The sequence below is a fragment of the Fructilactobacillus florum 8D genome (assembly GCF_000512295.1).
GTDB classification, from domain to species: Bacteria; Bacillota; Bacilli; order Lactobacillales; family Lactobacillaceae; genus Fructilactobacillus; species Fructilactobacillus florum.
Genome location: NZ_ALXG01000042.1, coordinates 1 through 16,891, shown reverse-complemented (window position 1 = coordinate 16,891; position 16,891 = coordinate 1). Strand labels below are relative to the sequence as shown.

Sequence of the window (16,891 nt, the reverse complement as noted above, 5' to 3'; positions counted from 1 at the left end):
AGCGGTCAACCAAAAAAGGCAAGTGGTATGATAAGAACAACAATGGAAAGGAAGAAAGACGATGCCAATCCAAAAACGGTCTCATTGGACCGAATTAGTTCGGTTTGTAAAATTGTGCGTAAAACGGTTTGCCATGGGCAACGTTTCTGATTCAGCGATTGTATTTGCATATTATGTGCTATTGTCCTTGTTTCCCATCCTAATCATTATTGGGAGTGCCATTAAATTTACAAATACAGATCCGCAACGGGTCTTTTCCGTATTACGTCCGATCGTTCCTAGTTCAATCTACGATGTATTACGCCCAGTGTTTAATAATGCTTTTAGTGGGAATGCTGGGGGGAGTCTTTCGATTGGGATTGTGTTAGTAATCTGGTCATCGAGTAGTTCGATGGCCGCTTTTCAGCGGGCAGTTAATCGTATTTATGGAGTAGAAAAGCAAAGTGCATTCATGAATCGATTAATGTCATTTGTCTGGATGATTTTGTTGGTGGTCTTTTTATTTGTCCTGATGATTTTGATGGGTTTTGGTCAAAATCTACTAGTTATAACTAAAAAAATCTTTCATGTTTCTCCGACACTGATTTCTTGGCTGGAGGATGCGCGAATCCCATTTATTATTGGGCTTTCTTTTGTCATTTTGGTCATGTTATATTACTTCGTTCCAAGTCTTAAAATTAAGTTACGTTACGCAGTTCCGGGAGCTATCTTAGCTTTGCTGGGGTTGACGTTATTGTCACAAGGATTTTCCTTACTGATTAGTTATTTCTTTCGTGGGATTACGGCCAATAAGACGATTGGAACCTTCATGGTGGTGATTTTATGGTTTTATTTTACTGGGTTGGTGCTTCTATTTGGGGCAGTTATCAACGCCAGTGTTGAGGAGTTCTTTGAGGGACACCTTGGGCAAAAGCAAACCGGAATTCCTAAAATCATCAAAAAAAGACTTCCGTCTGAGAAGTCTTAGTTCTGATTTTTGAGGGTATCTACCAGCTGGTTGGCAAAGTCATCCAGGGTCTTGATATCAGCTTCGTCGGGATCTAAGTTAATCTTAACGCTCGCTGCCCCTTGGGTAGCACCAGTGTTTTTTAGTGCCATCGTAAATTTATCAACGGCGGTATTATAGAATTCTTGGTAAAAAACATCCCCAGAACCGGCGACCCCAAAAACTTTGGAACTTAAGTCAGCAGTAGCTAAATCATCATAAAAGTCGAGACCTTCTTCAGGTAAGTGACCTTCGTCATAGGTGTAGGGACAAATTACAATTAGATCTGCGGCTTGGAGTTCGGCGACATCGGTTTGTGAGATTTCTGTTTCTAGTACCGTGAGACCAAGATCTTCAAGCGCTTCCGTTACAATATCGGCAATGTCTTCGTTATTACCGGTAATGGTGGCAAAAATTACATGTGCTTTCGGCATTAATCAACCATCCTTTGCTAGCTATCTCCTGCAAGTATAGCAGATTGCTTAAAACTTGTTAATTCTAAAGGAGCTGAAACCGTGCGACAAAATGTAGTCAAAAAAATTAGTAAGATTACTACACAAAAGCGACCAGGACGCTATAACATTTATTTAGATGATCAGTATGCATTTCCAGTTAGCGAAGCCGTCCTCATTAAATATCAACTGGCGAAGGGAACCGAGTTAACAGCTCATCAGATTAGTGATATTCAAGCGGCTGATCAGGTGGCTAAATTGCGTGCCAAGGCGCTTGATTTTATTGCTTATCGTCCCCGAACGGTGGCCGAATTACAGACGAAATTGCAGACCTTAACCGATGATGAGGATTCGATTGAAACAGTGGTAGCAGACTTACGTTCGTTGGACTTGCTTAATGACAAGACCTATACGGTTAGTTACTTACAGCAGGTTGTTGCCATGCAGGAAAAGGGACCGCTGGCAGCTGACCGGTATTTAGACCACAAAGGGATTCCCTTTGAACTGCGAACAACTGCTTTGACAGCAATCTATCCAGCAACAGTTGAACAAACCATTGCGAAACGGCTAGCTCACAAGCTATTTGACCACTATCAAAACTACCCCTATAATAAGAGCATTGAAAAAGTCAAGATGGGACTAGTGCGGCGGGGCTTTTCCTATTCAACGGCTAGTGATGCCGTAGCTAGTCTACCAAAAGCTAGTAATGCTGAGCGAGAACAGGAACTGTTAGTCAAAGAAACCACCAAATTACGGCACCGTTATCGACATTTGGTCGGCTTTGATCAGCAGCAAAAAATAAAACAGGCACTCCTCCGTCGGGGATTCGCCTTTGATGAGATTGAGACTTATCTAGAGCAGTTGGAGGATTAGGTTATATGAAGGATTTAAGAAGCTCACGGCTGATGTTTTGGACCGTTGAGCTGTTGTTAGTGATTGCGATTGTTTATTTATGTACTAAAATTAGCTTTTTATTTTCGCCGATTGGCATCTTTATTTCGACTATCTTTGTTCCGTTACTGATTGCCGGCTTTTTGTATTATATGTTGAACCCGGTATTGACCATGCTAATGAAGATTAAAATTTCTAAGACTAAGCACATTAATCGCACCTGGGGTACCACGATCATCTTTGTTGTGCTGACTTTATTAGTAATTTTTATATTGATGTCGTTTATTCCACGGCTAGTTTCCCAAGTAGCCAATATGGCTGCCAATATGCCTAAGTTTGCGGCTCATCAAGAAGCATCACTGGCTAAATTAAGTAAACATGGCTTTTTGAGCCGGATCGATTGGGATCCAATTGTTTCAAAAGTTCAGTCATCTTACACTGGGTATCTGCGTGGCTTTTTGAATAATCTCTCGAAGAGTACGGGAAGCATTATTTCGATGGCAGCGAGCGTGGTTATCACCTTGATTACGGCTCCCATCATTCTTTTTTACATGTTAAAAGATGGTGACAAGTTGTTGCCAAGTATTGAACATCTTTTTCCAACACTGTCCAAGGAACATCGAAAAACTTCCGAAATGTTGTTGAAAAAAATGAACCAGACGTTATCACACTATATTGGGGGGCAAGTGATTGAATGCCTCTTTGTCGGCACCTTTACCTCGATTGGTTACTTATTAATCGGTCAGAAGTATGCCTTGTTGCTCGGAGTTTTTGCAGGTTTTTGTAACTTAGTTCCTTATGTTGGACCATATTTGGGGATTGTTCCGGCCCTACTAGTGGCGATTACGGTTAGTCCGATGCAAGCGGTTTGGACGATTGTGATAGTAATTATTGTGCAGCAAGTCGACGGGAATCTTGTTTATCCGAACGTGATTGGGAAAACGCTTAAAATTCATCCGCTAACCATCATTATCATCTTGTTAGCAGCGGGTAACATTGCCGGATTGTTGGGGATGATCTTGGCAATTCCAATCTATGCAATTGTGAAGGTTGTCGTGGAATTTGGCTATAATTTATGGTTAGTGCAGCACGATCAAAAGCCCCTTGATAATTAATAAACTAAAAATCCGGGCTTAGCCGGATTTTTTTAAACAGTACATCAGCATTAGGAGGAAAAGATGAATAAGCATGGATTACAAGCGGCAGTTGCGAAACGACGAACGTTTGCAATTATTTCGCACCCCGATGCCGGGAAAACCACGATTACCGAACAATTGTTGCTGTTTGGTGGCATTGTAAGAGAAGCTGGGACGGTGAAAGCGCGAAAAAGTGGCAACTTTGCTAAGTCTGATTGGATGGAAATCGAACAAAAACGTGGAATTTCGGTGACTAGTTCGGTGATGCAGTTTGACTACGATGATAAGCGTATTAACATTCTCGATACCCCAGGTCACGAGGATTTTTCTGAAGATACTTATCGAACGTTAATGGCAGTTGATTCTGCAGTCATGGTGATTGACGCTGCAAAGGGGATTGAACCGCAGACGAAGAAACTATTTCAGATTTGTAAAATGCGGGGCATTCCGATTTTTACGTTTATGAATAAATTGGATCGAGATAGTCGCGCTCCCATGGAATTAGTTGCGCAACTAGAAGAAGTTTTAGGGATTGAAGCCTATCCGATGAATTGGCCAATCGGCTCCGGTCGAATTTTTCGTGGCCTGTATGATCGTTATAATCACCGCGTTGAAGTTTTTCAACCGGCAACCGCCGGTCGGGTTTTTAAAAAGTTGACCCCCGACGGTCAGCTAGAAAATGATGACGAATTAGCCTCGGATGAGATTTATCAAGAAGCAAAAGAAGAGATGGATTTAATTTCTGAGGCAGGGAATCAATTTGATGCACAAAAGATTGCTCAGGGGCAACAAACCCCGGTTTTCTTTGGCTCGGCCCTGGTTAATTTTGGGGTTCAAACGTTTTTGGATGCCTATTTGGAAATGGCGCCGGCTCCTGGCCCCCACCAGACGACGACTGCAACGGAGATAGAACCAACTGCTGAGCAGTTTTCTGCTTTTATTTTTAAGATTCAAGCGAACATGAATCCGCATCATCGAGATCGGATTGCCTTTGCTCGGATTTGCTCAGGGGAATTTGTTAAGGGAATGGATGTAACCTTGAGTCGAACCGAAAAATCAGTGCGCCTATCGAACGTCACGGAATTTATGGCGAATACACGAGAAAATGTTGAATCAGCAGTTGCTGGTGACATCATTGGACTTTACGATACTGGTAATTTTCAGATTGGTGATACGATTCATACTGGCAAAGCAGCGCTAGCCTACCCCAAATTGCCACAGTTTACCCCCGAATTGTTCATGCGCGTTTCTCCTAAAAATGTTATGAAGCAAAAGTCATTTCATAAGGGAATTCAACAACTAGTTCAAGAAGGGGCGATTCAACTGTATACTACGTATCTGACTAATCAGTACATTCTAGGTGCGGTTGGTCAATTGCAATTCGAAGTTTTTAAATTTAGAATGAAAAACGAATATAACTCCGATGTTTTGCTAGAACCCTTAGGACACAAAACTGCTCGGTGGATTGATCCAGAACAGTTGGATGAAAAAATGTCTTCAGCACGTAATATTTTAGTAAAGGATCGTAACGGAGCACCCTTATTTCTGTTTGAAAACAAATTTGCGGAACGCTGGTTTCAGGATAAGTATCCCGATGTCCAACTGACCTCTAAATTATAGGAGGAAATCAATGAAACCTTTATCAGCTTGTACTAGTGTGATGGTGGGTAAGGATGCCAGTATTGACGGATCAACAATGATTGCTCGAAATGATGATACCTTCCTACCGTTGACTCCCCAGAGATTTGTTGTTCATCCAGCGTATCAGGATGAAACGAGACAATGGATTTCTAATCAAAATGGCTTTCGGCTAACGCTGCCACGAACAGGGATGCGATATTCAGCAACGCCAAATGCTGATGATGCCAACGAAGGGGTGTACGCCGAAAGTGGATTTAATGAAGTTGACGTTGCGATGAGTGCGACAGAAAGTGTTTATGGGAATCCGGCCACGTTGGCTTATGATCCATGGGTTCCGGCTGGGCTTGCGGAGGATTCGCTACCGTCAGTGGTTTTACCGTACATTCATAGTAGTCGTGAAGGAGTAGAGTATCTTGGTCAACTGATTAAACAGTATGGTTCTCCGGAAGGTAACGGAGTAATGTTTAGTGATCATGATGAAATCTGGTACATGGAAATTGTCACTGGGCATCACTGGGTGGCTGCACGGATTCCAGACGATGCTTACGTGGTAGTTGCAAATCAAGTTGCCATTCAAACGGTTGATTTCTCCGATCCTCAAAATTTTATGTGGTCAGCTGGGTTGCAGGAATTTGTGGAGCAGCATCATTTGAATCCAAACCGTACGGGATTTAATTTCAGAAAAATCTTTGGGACCAGCAATGAAAAAGATCGTAATTATAATACCCCGAGGGTCTGGTATGGGCAGCGTTACTTGACGCCGTCTTTAATTCAGAGCCCAACTTCAGCAGACATGCCCTTTGTCCTTCGCGCAGATCGCAAAATCGGAGTTGAAGATGTCCAGTTTATTTTGAGTTCCCATTATAATGAGACGGAATTTGACCCACTTGCTCACGGTCAAGGAGCAACCAAAACTAAATATCGACCAATTGCAATGAACCGGACACAGAACTCCCACGTATTACAACTGAAAAATGATGGAGTAAGCACGAGTTCTGCAATAATGTGGCTGAATTTTGGGATTCCAACTTTTAGTCCCTATGTTCCATTTTTTGGAAATGTTCAAAATACGGCACCTAGTTACGCCGAAACGCCGTTGGAGATGGATGACATTAGTGCTTATTGGATGTATCGCAAGCTATCCATGCTAGTAGAATCTCATTATGCTGATTTTATTCAGTTGGATCGTGATTTTAAAACTGCAATGATGCAAATGTTTATTGAACATGTGGCAAAGACAAGAGCACATGCGGATCAGCTACCTTCCAAGCAAGTTTCTGCCTATCTGGAGCAACAAAACCAACGCTTGGTGGACATCATGGAACAACGGGTGCATAGTTTTATGAACCAATTAATGTCAAAGGGACTGACTTTGTCAAAATTAACTTATAACATGGATAAAAATTTGTGATAAAAAACTCCGAATCTCATAGGATTCGGAGTTTTTTTAGGTTAGGGTTGATCACGGAATGGATACGGATGCCCTTCATGGCGAATGACATGGGCACTGTGTTCATATGTCGTCTCAATCATCGTAATGACGTGGGGATCGCGCAAGCTGTACAAGAGATTTTTACCCCTACGCGTCGAAGCAATCAGCTGATGATGTTTTAGTTGGGCAAGCTGGTGGGAAACATTTGACTGCTTTAGATGTAAAGCACTGACTAATTCTGATACGGTTTGAGGTTGTTTTTCCAACAACAGTAGGATATTTAAACGGGTCTCATTACCCAATAATTTAAAGATCGCACTAGTTTCCATGATTGCTTGAGAATCGATTGAAATCACCTTCTTAAATGGATATGATCCAGTGCCAAGCCTGAGCTACGAAACCACTTTCAAAAAGGACGTAACATCCAATTGTAAAATAGCAAACTCGCATCAGGACGTTGCCATAGCGCTGTAATCCGCTTTGAATGATATTTTGTTGTTCGATTAATTTCAATAGTAGCACGATGATCACCAGCAGTATACTAAAATATCCAATCGTTGCAAGAAAACCGGGAAGTGACATTCCGATTAGAACGGGGACAAAAATGGCTAGATTACACCCGGCACAAACTGACCAGTAAGTCAACATAACGGCCAACACTGGGGCGGCTTTTTCCAAGGATGGTTGGTCGGGTTCATCAGGTTTAAGGGCGAGATAAATCGGTAAGAAACCAAGCAGACCTAAAAGATACTCTGGCAACCAGGTACTTAGCACTTTTCCAACTACAAAACTGATGATTAGTAGGGTCATAAGACCAAGCCAGTAACCGATTAGTACCGTTGCAAGCGACTGGCGATGTAATAAAAATATCAACATAACGAAAAAATCGAGATTGACGGCTACAAAGGTGAGAGTTAAAAGTCCAATATTCATGAAGAGCTCCTTGTTTAAATATTAATATAATTTCATATGAAAAATATATAATATGTAACGCAGAAAAGCAAATAAAAAAATCGCCCGGATGCGGACGATTATTGTGAAAGGCTTGGCTGACTAGTCAGCCGACTGGTTGCAGATTTTTTGATCCATTCAGCTCCACCCAAGAATAACCAGGTTGTCTCGGTAGTCTGAACTTCTTTGAAGACTTTCCAAACTGATCCTCGAGGTAGTCGAATTGGGTGGGGTTGATGTTGCTCTGGTTCTGGATAGATGGAGGTAGTGGTTGTAATTGTAACGAGATAATTAACTGGTTGAACTAGTTGCCAGTTTGTGCGCCGATAATAACAAACGATGGTTTGCGATTGTTTTGAAAAGCGTCCGCGCAATTTTCCAGCCCATAGATAGAGTCGATAGTCAGCAATAGCCGGGGCGGTAAGATAATATTCGGTATCAATTGGTCCAACGGCAAAAGTCGGAATCTTCAATAAGTGATGATCATCAAAGTCAAAACAATAGATCAACACGGCTTTTCCGGTTTGTTTGCGATAGTGAAGGGTGACTACTTGGCTAGTTTGGACTACGTGAGAGGTAATCCCGGTCATGGCATTGAAATAATAGTTTGGAATTTCTGGAATCGTAATTTGCAAGCGCTGACCAAGTTCACTGACGAAAATATCTGGTTGCTGGAGCGGACGATGTTGCTCATCATGATAGTTAATGAAAATGCGTGCCTTTTTTGTGGGCGGTTCAATAAAAGCAGTTTCCGGTACTACTGTGCCTACTGGCTTGGACACGGTAGGTGTCGGTTTTTCTGGGACCGCCAAGTTGGTTTGTGGCAGGACAGGGCGCTTGCTTAATGATGTTAGTCGAGCAGTTCGTGCTTGACGTCGTTTGCGCCAGCGCTGGCGGATGCGCTTAAACAAGATAATAACCTCCAATCGGGACCTAAGACTTAGTCTTATGATACCAAAAAAGTCAGAATCATAACAATTCTGACTTTAAGCTAATCATGGTCAATTAACGAGCACTAACGGTAATTTGCTGATCAGCATTTAATTTTGCTTTTAAAGCTTTAGTTTCAGGATGCTCGAGTAGATAACTAGCGGTTCGATCTTCCAGCTGTTCCTGGATGACCCGACGGAGCGGACGGGCTCCCATAGCGGGATCATAGCCGAGGTTTACTAATTTATTTCGGACCGCAGGGTCGACCTCTAAAGAAAGATGATGGTCAGCTAGCGTATCATTAACATCGGTAATCATTAACTCTACGATTCGTTGTAAATCAGGTTTGGTAAGTGATTTAAATTCGACGATACCATCAAAGCGGTTAAGAAATTCTGGTTTGAAATAAGCCCCGAGTTTGTTAAGAACCGAGTGCGTTTGCCCTTGTGCAGCTGCCCCGAAACCAACGTTACCGCCAACGGTTGTTCCAGCGTTACTGGTCATAATAATAACGGTGTCTTTAAATGAAACCGTCCGTCCCTGTGAATCAGTTAGGCGACCATCGTCTAGCACTTGCAGGAACGTATGCAAAACATCCGGATGAGCTTTTTCCACTTCATCTAATAGAATCAAACTATAGGGATGCCTGCGAACTTTTTCGGTCAGCTGACCAGCTTCATCATAGCCAACATAACCTGGTGCAGCTCCAATTAGTTTGGCAACGGATTGGGGTTCGCGATATTCTGACATGTCAAAGCGAATCAAGGCATCTTTTGAACCAAACAGTTGATTAGCCAATTGTTTAGCTAACTCAGTTTTGCCTACTCCGGTTGGTCCAACAAAGAGGAACGAACCAATTGGGCGCCCACTTTTGTTGAAGCCGAGTCGATTCCTTTGGATGGCCTTGGTAACCTGCTGAACTGCTTCCGGTTGACCAATGACGTGTTGCTCAAGCTGGGGAGCGAGTTCTTTTAATTGTTGCTTTTCCTGCTCTTCGAGCGTACCTACTGGAATGTCAGTCATTTCTTCAATGACCTGCTGCATATCTTTTTCAGTAATGGTGTTATTTTGATTGCTGGTCTGGGTGCCGTGCTGGCGTTGTCGTTCGAGCTGTTTGACTCGATCACGAAAGTACGCAGCTGTTTCGTAGTCTTCTTTATTGAGAGCAGCTTCTTTCTCTTTCTCAGTTTTGGCAATATCTTGTTCAATGGCATGGGGGTCAACGATGTTTAAAGTGAGATTTTTTCTTGAACCAGTTTCATCCATTAAGTCGATTGCTTTATCAGGCAGAAAACGATCATTGATGTACCGCTGTGAGAGACTAACTGCTGCCTTTAAGGCGCCATCAGTGTAGTGTACCATGTGAAAATCTTCGTATTTTTTCTGTAATCCCTGCAGGATTTTGAACGTTTGTTCCGCTGATGGTTCATTAACCATGATTGGTTGGAAGCGCCGAGCAAGGGCGGCATCCTTTTCAATATTACGGTATTCCTTGAGCGTAGTTGAACCGATTAGTTGGAAGTCACCTCGTGCGAGAGAAGGCTTGAGCACGTTGCCAGCATCGAGACCACCTTCCGCATTCCCGGCCCCCATGATTTCATGCAACTCATCAATGAAGAGAATCAAGTTTGAATCAGCTTTAACTTCTTTGATTAACTGTTGCATCTTTTTTTCAAATTGACCACGAATCCCAGTTCCTTGAATTAAAGAAACCATATCAATCTGGATGATCCGCTTATTGCGTAATTTCTGTGGAACCGTTCCGTCGGCAATTTTTTGGGCTAATCCTTCGACAATGGCCGTTTTTCCGACCCCCGCCTCCCCAATTAAGACCGGATTATTTTTTGATCGGCGGTTTAAAACCTCAATTGCGCGAGCAGTTTGCTGATCACGTCCAATGACGGGATCAAGTTTACCAGCGCGCGCCAACCGCGTTAAATCAGTTCCATAAGTTTTTAAAATTCCGTTATTGTTATGATTGTGATTGCCCTTAGCAGCCGCTTGTGAACCACTTCCTTCGTTCATGCGGGCTCCTTGTATGGATCGTAGGAAATCATCGAGATTTCCAAAGCCGTATGCACCTTGTTCTTCCATAATGAAACCTCCTAAGTTGAATCAAGTCATCTGACCTTTCTTGACTTTCAACTATTTTACTACCGGTTGTTTGAAACAACAAGCAATTTGCTTTGCGACCAGCAGGACGATTAAAATTATGGTAAGATGGAGCTGTTGTTAAGGAGGGATGAGACATGGTGCTGACCAAAGCCGACTTTACAAAACGCTTAGATGAATTACGAACTGGTGAATTGGACTCACTTACGGTCACACCAGACCAGTTTTTTTACTTTCAACAAGCCTTCATGGATTATGAAACCCGTAAGCGAATTGTTGGCGAAGCTGCTACAGACGGGGTTGTCGTTTATCATTATGCGACTGATAATTAACGATTTTTAAAGGGATCCTTGTTTTAAAAGCTTGTATTTTATGGTAGTTATTGGTAATCTTAAAGTATCAAAGGTTAATAAAGGGGTGCGTTTATTATGGAAAAACGTCAATTTAAAATTACTGCTGAAACCGGTATCCATGCTCGTCCTGCTACTTTTTTAGTTCAAACTGCCAGTAAGTTTGATGCGAACATTACGCTAGATTACGAAGAAAAAACAGTTAATTTAAAGTCAATTATGGGTGTGATGTCTCTCGGAGTTGGACAAGGCGCAGTTGTTACCATTGCTGCTGATGGTGATAATGCGGACGAAGCTCTAGATGCGATTGCTAAAACCATGAAAGAAGAAGGCTTAATTGAATAGTACTTCTGATGATGTGAGAGTTGCTTCGGCAACTCTTTTTATTTAGTTCATGATTTGCAAAGCTAGTAGGAAACCAATATAATTGTTTTATTATGCTGGTTCTTGAAAGGATGAACTTCACTTGAAAATCGGGTTATTTACAGATACATATTTTCCGCAAGTCAGTGGAGTAGCAACTTCGATTAAAACCCTGCGCGATGAGCTCGAACGACGGGGGAATCAGGTTTATATTTTTACGACGACCGATCCCCATGCGACTGATGATGAAAGTGATGGCGTCTATCGCTTTTCTAGCATCCCGTTTATTTCATTTACAGAGAGACGGATTGCAATTCGTGGTTTGTTTCAGGCAACCCAGATCGCTAGAAAACTCGACTTGGATTTAGTACACACACAGACGGAATTTTCGATGGGTATGATTGGTAAATTTGTGGCAAAAAATTTAAATATTAGTTGTGTGCATACTTACCACACCATGTATGAAGATTATCTTCATTACGTGGCTAATGGTCGGCTTTTGAAACCAATCCACGTTAAAGAGGGAACGTTGGCGTTTTGTCATCATTTGGATGGAATTGTGGCCCCCAGCAAACGGGTCTTAGATAAGCTGACTGACTACGGGGTAAAGAGTCCGATTCGAATTATTCCTACGGGGATTAATTTACGACAATACCATGAGCAGGCAACGAAAGATGTGCGCGCTGAACTACATCTTTTACCAAATACGCCAGTGTTATTGTCCCTGAGCAGACTTGCGTATGAAAAAAATTTAGGAGCCTTGATTGCCTTGATGCCGGCAATCTTGCGACAAGTTCCTACAGCAGTCTTAGTAATTGTGGGTGAGGGACCTGCTGAGGCTGATTTACATGAGCAGGTGCGACAACTGCAGTTACAAGACCATGTTCGATTTACAGGAGAGGTAGTCAATGAACGAGTTAATGATTACTATCGGATGGCCAATGTATTTGTGTCAACTTCGAAGTCGGAATCGCAAGGGTTAACTTACATTGAAGCAATGGCAGCTGACACCAAAGTGGTGGTTGCCAAAAGCCCCTATGCGGATGATTTAATCAGCGACGCTTCGCTCGGAAGGACGGTATCCAGTGATGCCGAATTCGTTAGGACCGTTGTTGACTATCTTTGTCACGCTGATCATTATCCAGACAAGCCCGAGTTACGCCAACACAAACTTCACGACATCTCTGCCACGTATTTTATTGATCAGATTGAGGCCTTCTATCAAGATGTCATTAATCGTTACCAGGCGTATGACGAAGACGAGGAGTAGCCATGCTTAAAATCAACATGTTTTCAACGGCCACTAAAGTAAAGGGACAGGGAGTTGGAAGTGCTTATTTAGAGCTCATGCAGTTGTTGAAAACGAACTTCCCAACGGAATTCGAAGTACGAGTTAACCACTATCAGGCTTCAGATATTAGTCATTATCACACGATTAACCCGACTTTTTACTTATCAACATTTATGAAAAATCGTGGTCGAAAAATTGGATATGTCCATTTTTTGCCAGAAACCCTCCGGGGAAGTTTGAAATTGCCGACGCCGATTCGGCAGCTAGTTGATCGCTATGTAATTGCTTTTTACCGACGGATGGATCAAATTGTAGTAGTAAATCCGACTTTTATTCCTAAACTAGCGCGGTATGGAATTCCCAAAGAGCGAATCAAGTATATTCCAAACTTCGTTAGTCGAACTGAATTTTATCCAGCCGCGCCGGACGAGAAAACGGATTTGCGGCGTAAACATGGATATGCTAGCCATGCTTTTACCGTGATCTGTACGGGGCAAGTGCAAACTAGAAAAGGTGTTTTGGACTTTGCCAAGTTGGCAAGAGACAATCCCGACTACCAGTTTATCTGGGTCGGAGGCTTTTCTTTTGGTCCGATGACGGCTGGCTATCACGAGCTAAGCCAATTGGTTGAAAATCCGCCCGCTAACTTGAGCTTTCCGGGAATTTTAGATCGGGCACAGCTCCGTGAATATTACCAATTAGCGGATGTGTTTTTATTGCCATCTTATAATGAATTGTTTCCCATGTCGGTCTTAGAAGCCTATGCGTGCGGATTGCCGGTAGTTTTACGTGATTTAGAGCTATATCGCGAGATTTTAGCCGGAAACTATTTGGCGGCTAAAGATGTAGTGGCAATGGGAACTCAGCTCCATCGGCTGGCCAGTGATGATTCCCAGTACCAAGCTGCTTGTCAGCGGGCGCGGGTGGTTTCTGATGAATACTCTGAAGCCCACTTAGCCCAAATCTGGCACGATTTTTATTGTCAACAAGCTGCGCTGAGTACCTCAAGAAAGGACCACACATGACGAGAAGAAACTTTTTTTCATTAATAATTATGTTGGGGCTCGGTTTGTTAATTTCATGGTATGCCGTGCGTGACATTAAATTCGATGTTCTAATTAATGATTTGGCCTCGATTAATCTCTGGTGGCTTTTAGTGGCGGTCGGCTGCATTCTATTGTATTTTGGTTTAGAAGCAGTAGTGACGCATATGCTGGTTGCGAGTAGCACACCAGACTTTTCCTTTCGGGATGCACTGCGGGTTCCTCTGGTAGAGCAACTATTTAACGGGATTACTCCGTTTTCTTCTGGTGGACAACCAGCTCAGGTAGTAGTGTTATTGCAGTCGGGAGTCGACGGAGGACGGGCCACGTCAGCGCTCTTGATGAAGTTTGTGGTGTATCAGGCTATGATTGTTTTGAATTTCATCGTTAGTCTAGTCATTGGCTTTAATTATTTGGTTGATAAGGTTCACACTCTGGCGATTTTTGTGGTATTTGGTTTTTTAATTCACTTGGTAGTGATTGTTGGTTTGCTGATGGTGATGTACTGGCATTCATTTACTAAAAAATTAGTCAATGTTTGTATCAAACCGTTACGCTGGTTTGTGACCGCAGAAAAATTCTCGCAGTGGCAGATCACCATCAATCAAAAAATTGATACATTTTACTATGAAAGTGTTAGAATCGGGCACCAGTGGAAATTGATGTTAAAAGTTTTTGTGGTAACATTTTTTCAATTGTTCTTTTATTACTTGATTCCATATTTTATTATGCGGTCGTTAGGATACTCACAGGCCAACGTTGTGATGGTAACTAGTTTGGACGTGCTGATCTTTTTAGTAATTTCCATGTTTCCGATTCCTGGGGGCGCAGGCGGTGCTGAGTATAGTTTTGAAATGCTATTTCGCAGTTATATTACCAGTAGTAGTAAGCTGGCGGTAGCAATGATTTTATGGCGAATTTTAACTTACTATCTGGGTTTGATCCTTGGAACGGTAGCGTTAGTGATGCGTCCTAGTCGACGATTACAACAACAAAAAGAACCATGATGATTTTGGAGGAAGCAGGAATGGCGGGTTTTTTTAAGCGAATTCGAGCTGGATTGAATACGACAATAGGTTTTTATCTCCTGGTTGTCGTTCTTTTTTGGTTAAAAACATATTTGACGTATCGAACTGATTTTACACTGGGGGTTAGTGGGGGAATGCAGCAGTTTTTACTGCTGGTTAATCCTATTCCGTCCGCCCTTTTGTTATTTGGAATTGCCCTTTACTTTCGAGGTAAACTAGCCTATTGGTTGATGCTGATTATTGATTTTTTGCAGTCAACTTGGATTTTTGCGAATATTTTATACTATCGCGAATTTTCGGATTTTCTCTCACTGGGGATTATTAAAGGAACTGGAAATGTTCAAAATAATTTAGGGAAAAGTTTCTTAGAAATTCTACGACCGGGCGATTTTATTGTTTATCTTGACATTGTGATTTTGATTTTATTGTTGTTATTCAAAGTCATTAAGATTGATAAGCGTCCGTTTAAATTTCGTTATGCCTTTAGCATTACCATCCTTTCATTTTTACTGATGTTTGCTGAATACAGTGCTGCTAATGCAAACCGTTCCGGATTGCTAACGCGGACCTTTGATAATAACTACATTGTTAAATATCTGGGATTAAATGAGTATGCAGCTTTTAATGTGTATCAAACACAGAAAGAGAGTTCGACTCGGAGTAAAGCTAAGGCCGCCGATCTAAAAAGCGTCCAGAGCTTTATTAAAAAGAACCAGGTATCCCCCAATGTTAGCTACTTTGGTAAAGAAAAGGGTAAAAACGTTTTTATTATTCATTTAGAAAGTTTTCAGCAGTTTCTAATTGATTATAAAGTTGATGGGAAAGAAGTTACTCCTAATATTAATAAGTTTTATCATAATCAGCATACCATTGCGTTTGATAATTTTTATCATCAAGTTGCACAGGGAAAAACATCTGATGCTGAGATGATGTTAGAAAATTCTTTGTACGGGTTACCTCAGGGCTCTGCAATGGTTAGCTACGGGAGTTCGAATACCTTTCAGGCAGCTCCTTCGCTTCTGCACCAAGCTGGTGGCTATACCTCAGCTGCCTTCCATGGGGATGTTCCAACATTCTGGAATCGTAATAACACCTATAAATCATGGGGCTATGATTACTTCTTTAGCGATTCTTATTATAAAAACAAACCAAACTACAACGTTGGCTATGGGATGAAGGACAAGATCTTTTTTGACCAAACCATTCCATACTTACAACAACTGCCCCAACCATTCTATGCCAAGATGATTACTCTTACCAATCACTATCCGTATGAACTTGATAAAGCCAACACGGATTTTCCGGCAACGCAAACTGGCGACAGTACGGTGGATCCCTATGTGCAGACAGCGCACTATTTAGATCAGGCATTTGGAGAATTTCAACAATATTTGGAAAAATCAGGTCTGGCTAAAAACAGTGTTGTGGTTTTATATGGAGATCATTACGGGATCTCTAATAACCATCGCCCAGCAATTGCGAAGTTATTAGGGAAGAAGAGTGTTAATAAATATGATTTGGCTCAATTTCAAAAAGTCCCATTCATGATCAATGGTAGCAATCTGGATGGTCATATTGACCATATTTATGGTGGTGAAATTGATGTACTACCAACCTTGTTGCACCTACTGGGGATTAAAAACGATAATACAATTCAATTTGGTCATGATCTTTTGAGTAGTGAGAATCGACAAATTGTGCCGTTTCGAAATGGGGACTTTGTTTCTAGTCAGTTTGTTAAGTCTGGTAACACCATCTATGATTCCAGCACGGGTAAAGAGCTAGATTTAGATAATCGCCAAAAGAAATTACTTGATGAACAGCAGCGGTTTGTAAACGACAGTCTCTCAAACTCTGATAAAGTTGTTTATGGGGATTTATTACGTTTTCATAAGCTAAAAGGGTATCAGAACGTTAATAAAAAAGACTACGATTACACGAAAAAGCATGCACTTAAGCAATTACAACAAAGTGATCGAAAACATCAAACTAGTTTAGTAGATCAAAATGGTGGTAAATCAACTGTTCCGGACTTTAAAACGAATGCGCCAGAGCTAAAGTAATGATTTAGTTATTGAGAGGGACTTGTAGAAATGCGATAAGCATTTTTATAAGTCCCTTTTTTGTTAGAAGTTTTAATAAATTGCTTGACGAACTAGGTTAGACTTGCTAATATTAGTTCTGCTGCTTGCGATAGATTGTCTTATCCAGTGGCGGAACAATGAAATTAGTTGTTGACACCTTAAAAATTTCATTGTATACTAATAAAGTTGTCAAGCGATTGAT

At 41.7% G+C, this 16,891-nt stretch carries 16 protein-coding genes; 11 read left to right on the top strand and 5 right to left on the bottom strand.

Annotated features, from left to right (window positions below):
* Positions 1-61: 61 nt before the first annotated feature.
* Positions 62-967, top strand: a complete 906-nt coding sequence (locus tag B808_RS05130) for a YihY/virulence factor BrkB family protein (protein WP_009167366.1) — start codon at positions 62-64, stop codon at positions 965-967.
* Here B808_RS05130 and B808_RS05125 read toward each other — a convergent pair.
* Complete coding sequence (locus B808_RS05125) at positions 964-1,419, bottom strand: flavodoxin (RefSeq protein WP_009167367.1); 456 nt, start codon at positions 1,417-1,419, stop codon at positions 964-966. The genes B808_RS05130 and B808_RS05125 overlap by 4 nt on opposite strands.
* An 81-nt stretch (positions 1,420-1,500) precedes the next feature.
* Between B808_RS05125 and B808_RS05120 the strand changes: the two genes are divergently transcribed.
* The 4 genes from B808_RS05120 to B808_RS05105 all read left to right on the top strand — a co-directional run bounded on the left by B808_RS05120 (position 1,501) and on the right by B808_RS05105 (position 6,516).
* Positions 1,501-2,310 carry a regulatory protein RecX gene (locus tag B808_RS05120; RefSeq protein ID WP_009167368.1) on the top strand — a complete coding sequence of 270 codons (810 nt, stop codon included), beginning with the start codon at positions 1,501-1,503 and terminating at the stop codon, positions 2,308-2,310.
* Between the two features lie 5 nt (positions 2,311-2,315).
* Entirely contained in the window at positions 2,316-3,443 is a 1,128-nt protein-coding gene (locus B808_RS05115) for an AI-2E family transporter (RefSeq protein WP_009167369.1), read from the top strand.
* Between the two features lie 63 nt (positions 3,444-3,506).
* Complete coding sequence (locus B808_RS05110; protein WP_009167370.1) at positions 3,507-5,084, top strand: peptide chain release factor 3; 1,578 nt, start codon at positions 3,507-3,509, stop codon at positions 5,082-5,084.
* A gap of 10 nt (positions 5,085-5,094) precedes the next feature.
* Positions 5,095-6,516: a C69 family dipeptidase gene (locus B808_RS05105; RefSeq protein ID WP_009167371.1), complete on the top strand. Its 1,422-nt coding sequence runs from the start codon at positions 5,095-5,097 to the stop codon at positions 6,514-6,516.
* A 41-nt stretch (positions 6,517-6,557) separates the two neighbouring features.
* Here the strand turns inward: B808_RS05105 and B808_RS05100 are convergent, their stop codons facing one another.
* The 4 genes from B808_RS05100 to B808_RS05085 all read right to left on the bottom strand — a co-directional run bounded on the left by B808_RS05100 (position 6,558) and on the right by B808_RS05085 (position 10,512).
* Complete coding sequence (locus B808_RS05100) at positions 6,558-6,893, bottom strand: ArsR/SmtB family transcription factor (RefSeq protein ID WP_009167372.1); 336 nt, start codon at positions 6,891-6,893, stop codon at positions 6,558-6,560.
* 4 nt (positions 6,894-6,897) lie between these two features.
* On the bottom strand, positions 6,898-7,470 hold the full coding sequence (locus B808_RS05095) for a cadmium resistance transporter (RefSeq protein WP_009167373.1): 573 nt from the start codon (positions 7,468-7,470) through the stop codon (positions 6,898-6,900).
* Between the two features lie 98 nt (positions 7,471-7,568).
* On the bottom strand, positions 7,569-8,399 hold the full coding sequence (locus B808_RS05090) for a MucBP domain-containing protein (RefSeq protein ID WP_009167374.1): 831 nt from the start codon (positions 8,397-8,399) through the stop codon (positions 7,569-7,571).
* A 94-nt stretch (positions 8,400-8,493) separates the two neighbouring features.
* On the bottom strand, positions 8,494-10,512 hold the full coding sequence (locus B808_RS05085; protein WP_009167375.1) for an ATP-dependent Clp protease ATP-binding subunit: 2,019 nt from the start codon (positions 10,510-10,512) through the stop codon (positions 8,494-8,496).
* A gap of 155 nt (positions 10,513-10,667) precedes the next feature.
* On the opposite strand from B808_RS05085, the gene B808_RS05080 reads away from it, so the two are divergent.
* The 6 genes from B808_RS05080 to B808_RS05055 all read left to right on the top strand — a co-directional run bounded on the left by B808_RS05080 (position 10,668) and on the right by B808_RS05055 (position 16,668).
* The gene (locus B808_RS05080; RefSeq protein ID WP_009167376.1) at positions 10,668-10,862 is read left to right on the top strand and encodes a hypothetical protein; all 195 of its coding nucleotides are present in this window, start codon (positions 10,668-10,670) and stop codon (positions 10,860-10,862) included.
* A gap of 96 nt (positions 10,863-10,958) precedes the next feature.
* Complete coding sequence (locus tag B808_RS05075) at positions 10,959-11,225, top strand: phosphocarrier protein HPr (protein WP_009167377.1); 267 nt, start codon at positions 10,959-10,961, stop codon at positions 11,223-11,225.
* A gap of 121 nt (positions 11,226-11,346) precedes the next feature.
* Entirely contained in the window at positions 11,347-12,513 is a 1,167-nt protein-coding gene (locus tag B808_RS05070; RefSeq protein WP_009167378.1) for a glycosyltransferase family 4 protein, read from the top strand.
* A gap of 2 nt (positions 12,514-12,515) precedes the next feature.
* On the top strand, positions 12,516-13,559 hold the full coding sequence (locus B808_RS05065; RefSeq protein WP_009167379.1) for a glycosyltransferase family 4 protein: 1,044 nt from the start codon (positions 12,516-12,518) through the stop codon (positions 13,557-13,559).
* Positions 13,556-14,584: a lysylphosphatidylglycerol synthase transmembrane domain-containing protein gene (locus B808_RS05060; protein ID WP_035422331.1), complete on the top strand. Its 1,029-nt coding sequence runs from the start codon at positions 13,556-13,558 to the stop codon at positions 14,582-14,584. The genes B808_RS05065 and B808_RS05060 overlap by 4 nt, the downstream gene beginning before the upstream one ends.
* A 20-nt stretch (positions 14,585-14,604) precedes the next feature.
* Positions 14,605-16,668, top strand: a complete 2,064-nt coding sequence (locus B808_RS05055; RefSeq protein WP_009167381.1) for an LTA synthase family protein — start codon at positions 14,605-14,607, stop codon at positions 16,666-16,668.
* The last annotated feature ends 223 nt before the right edge of the window (positions 16,669-16,891 follow it).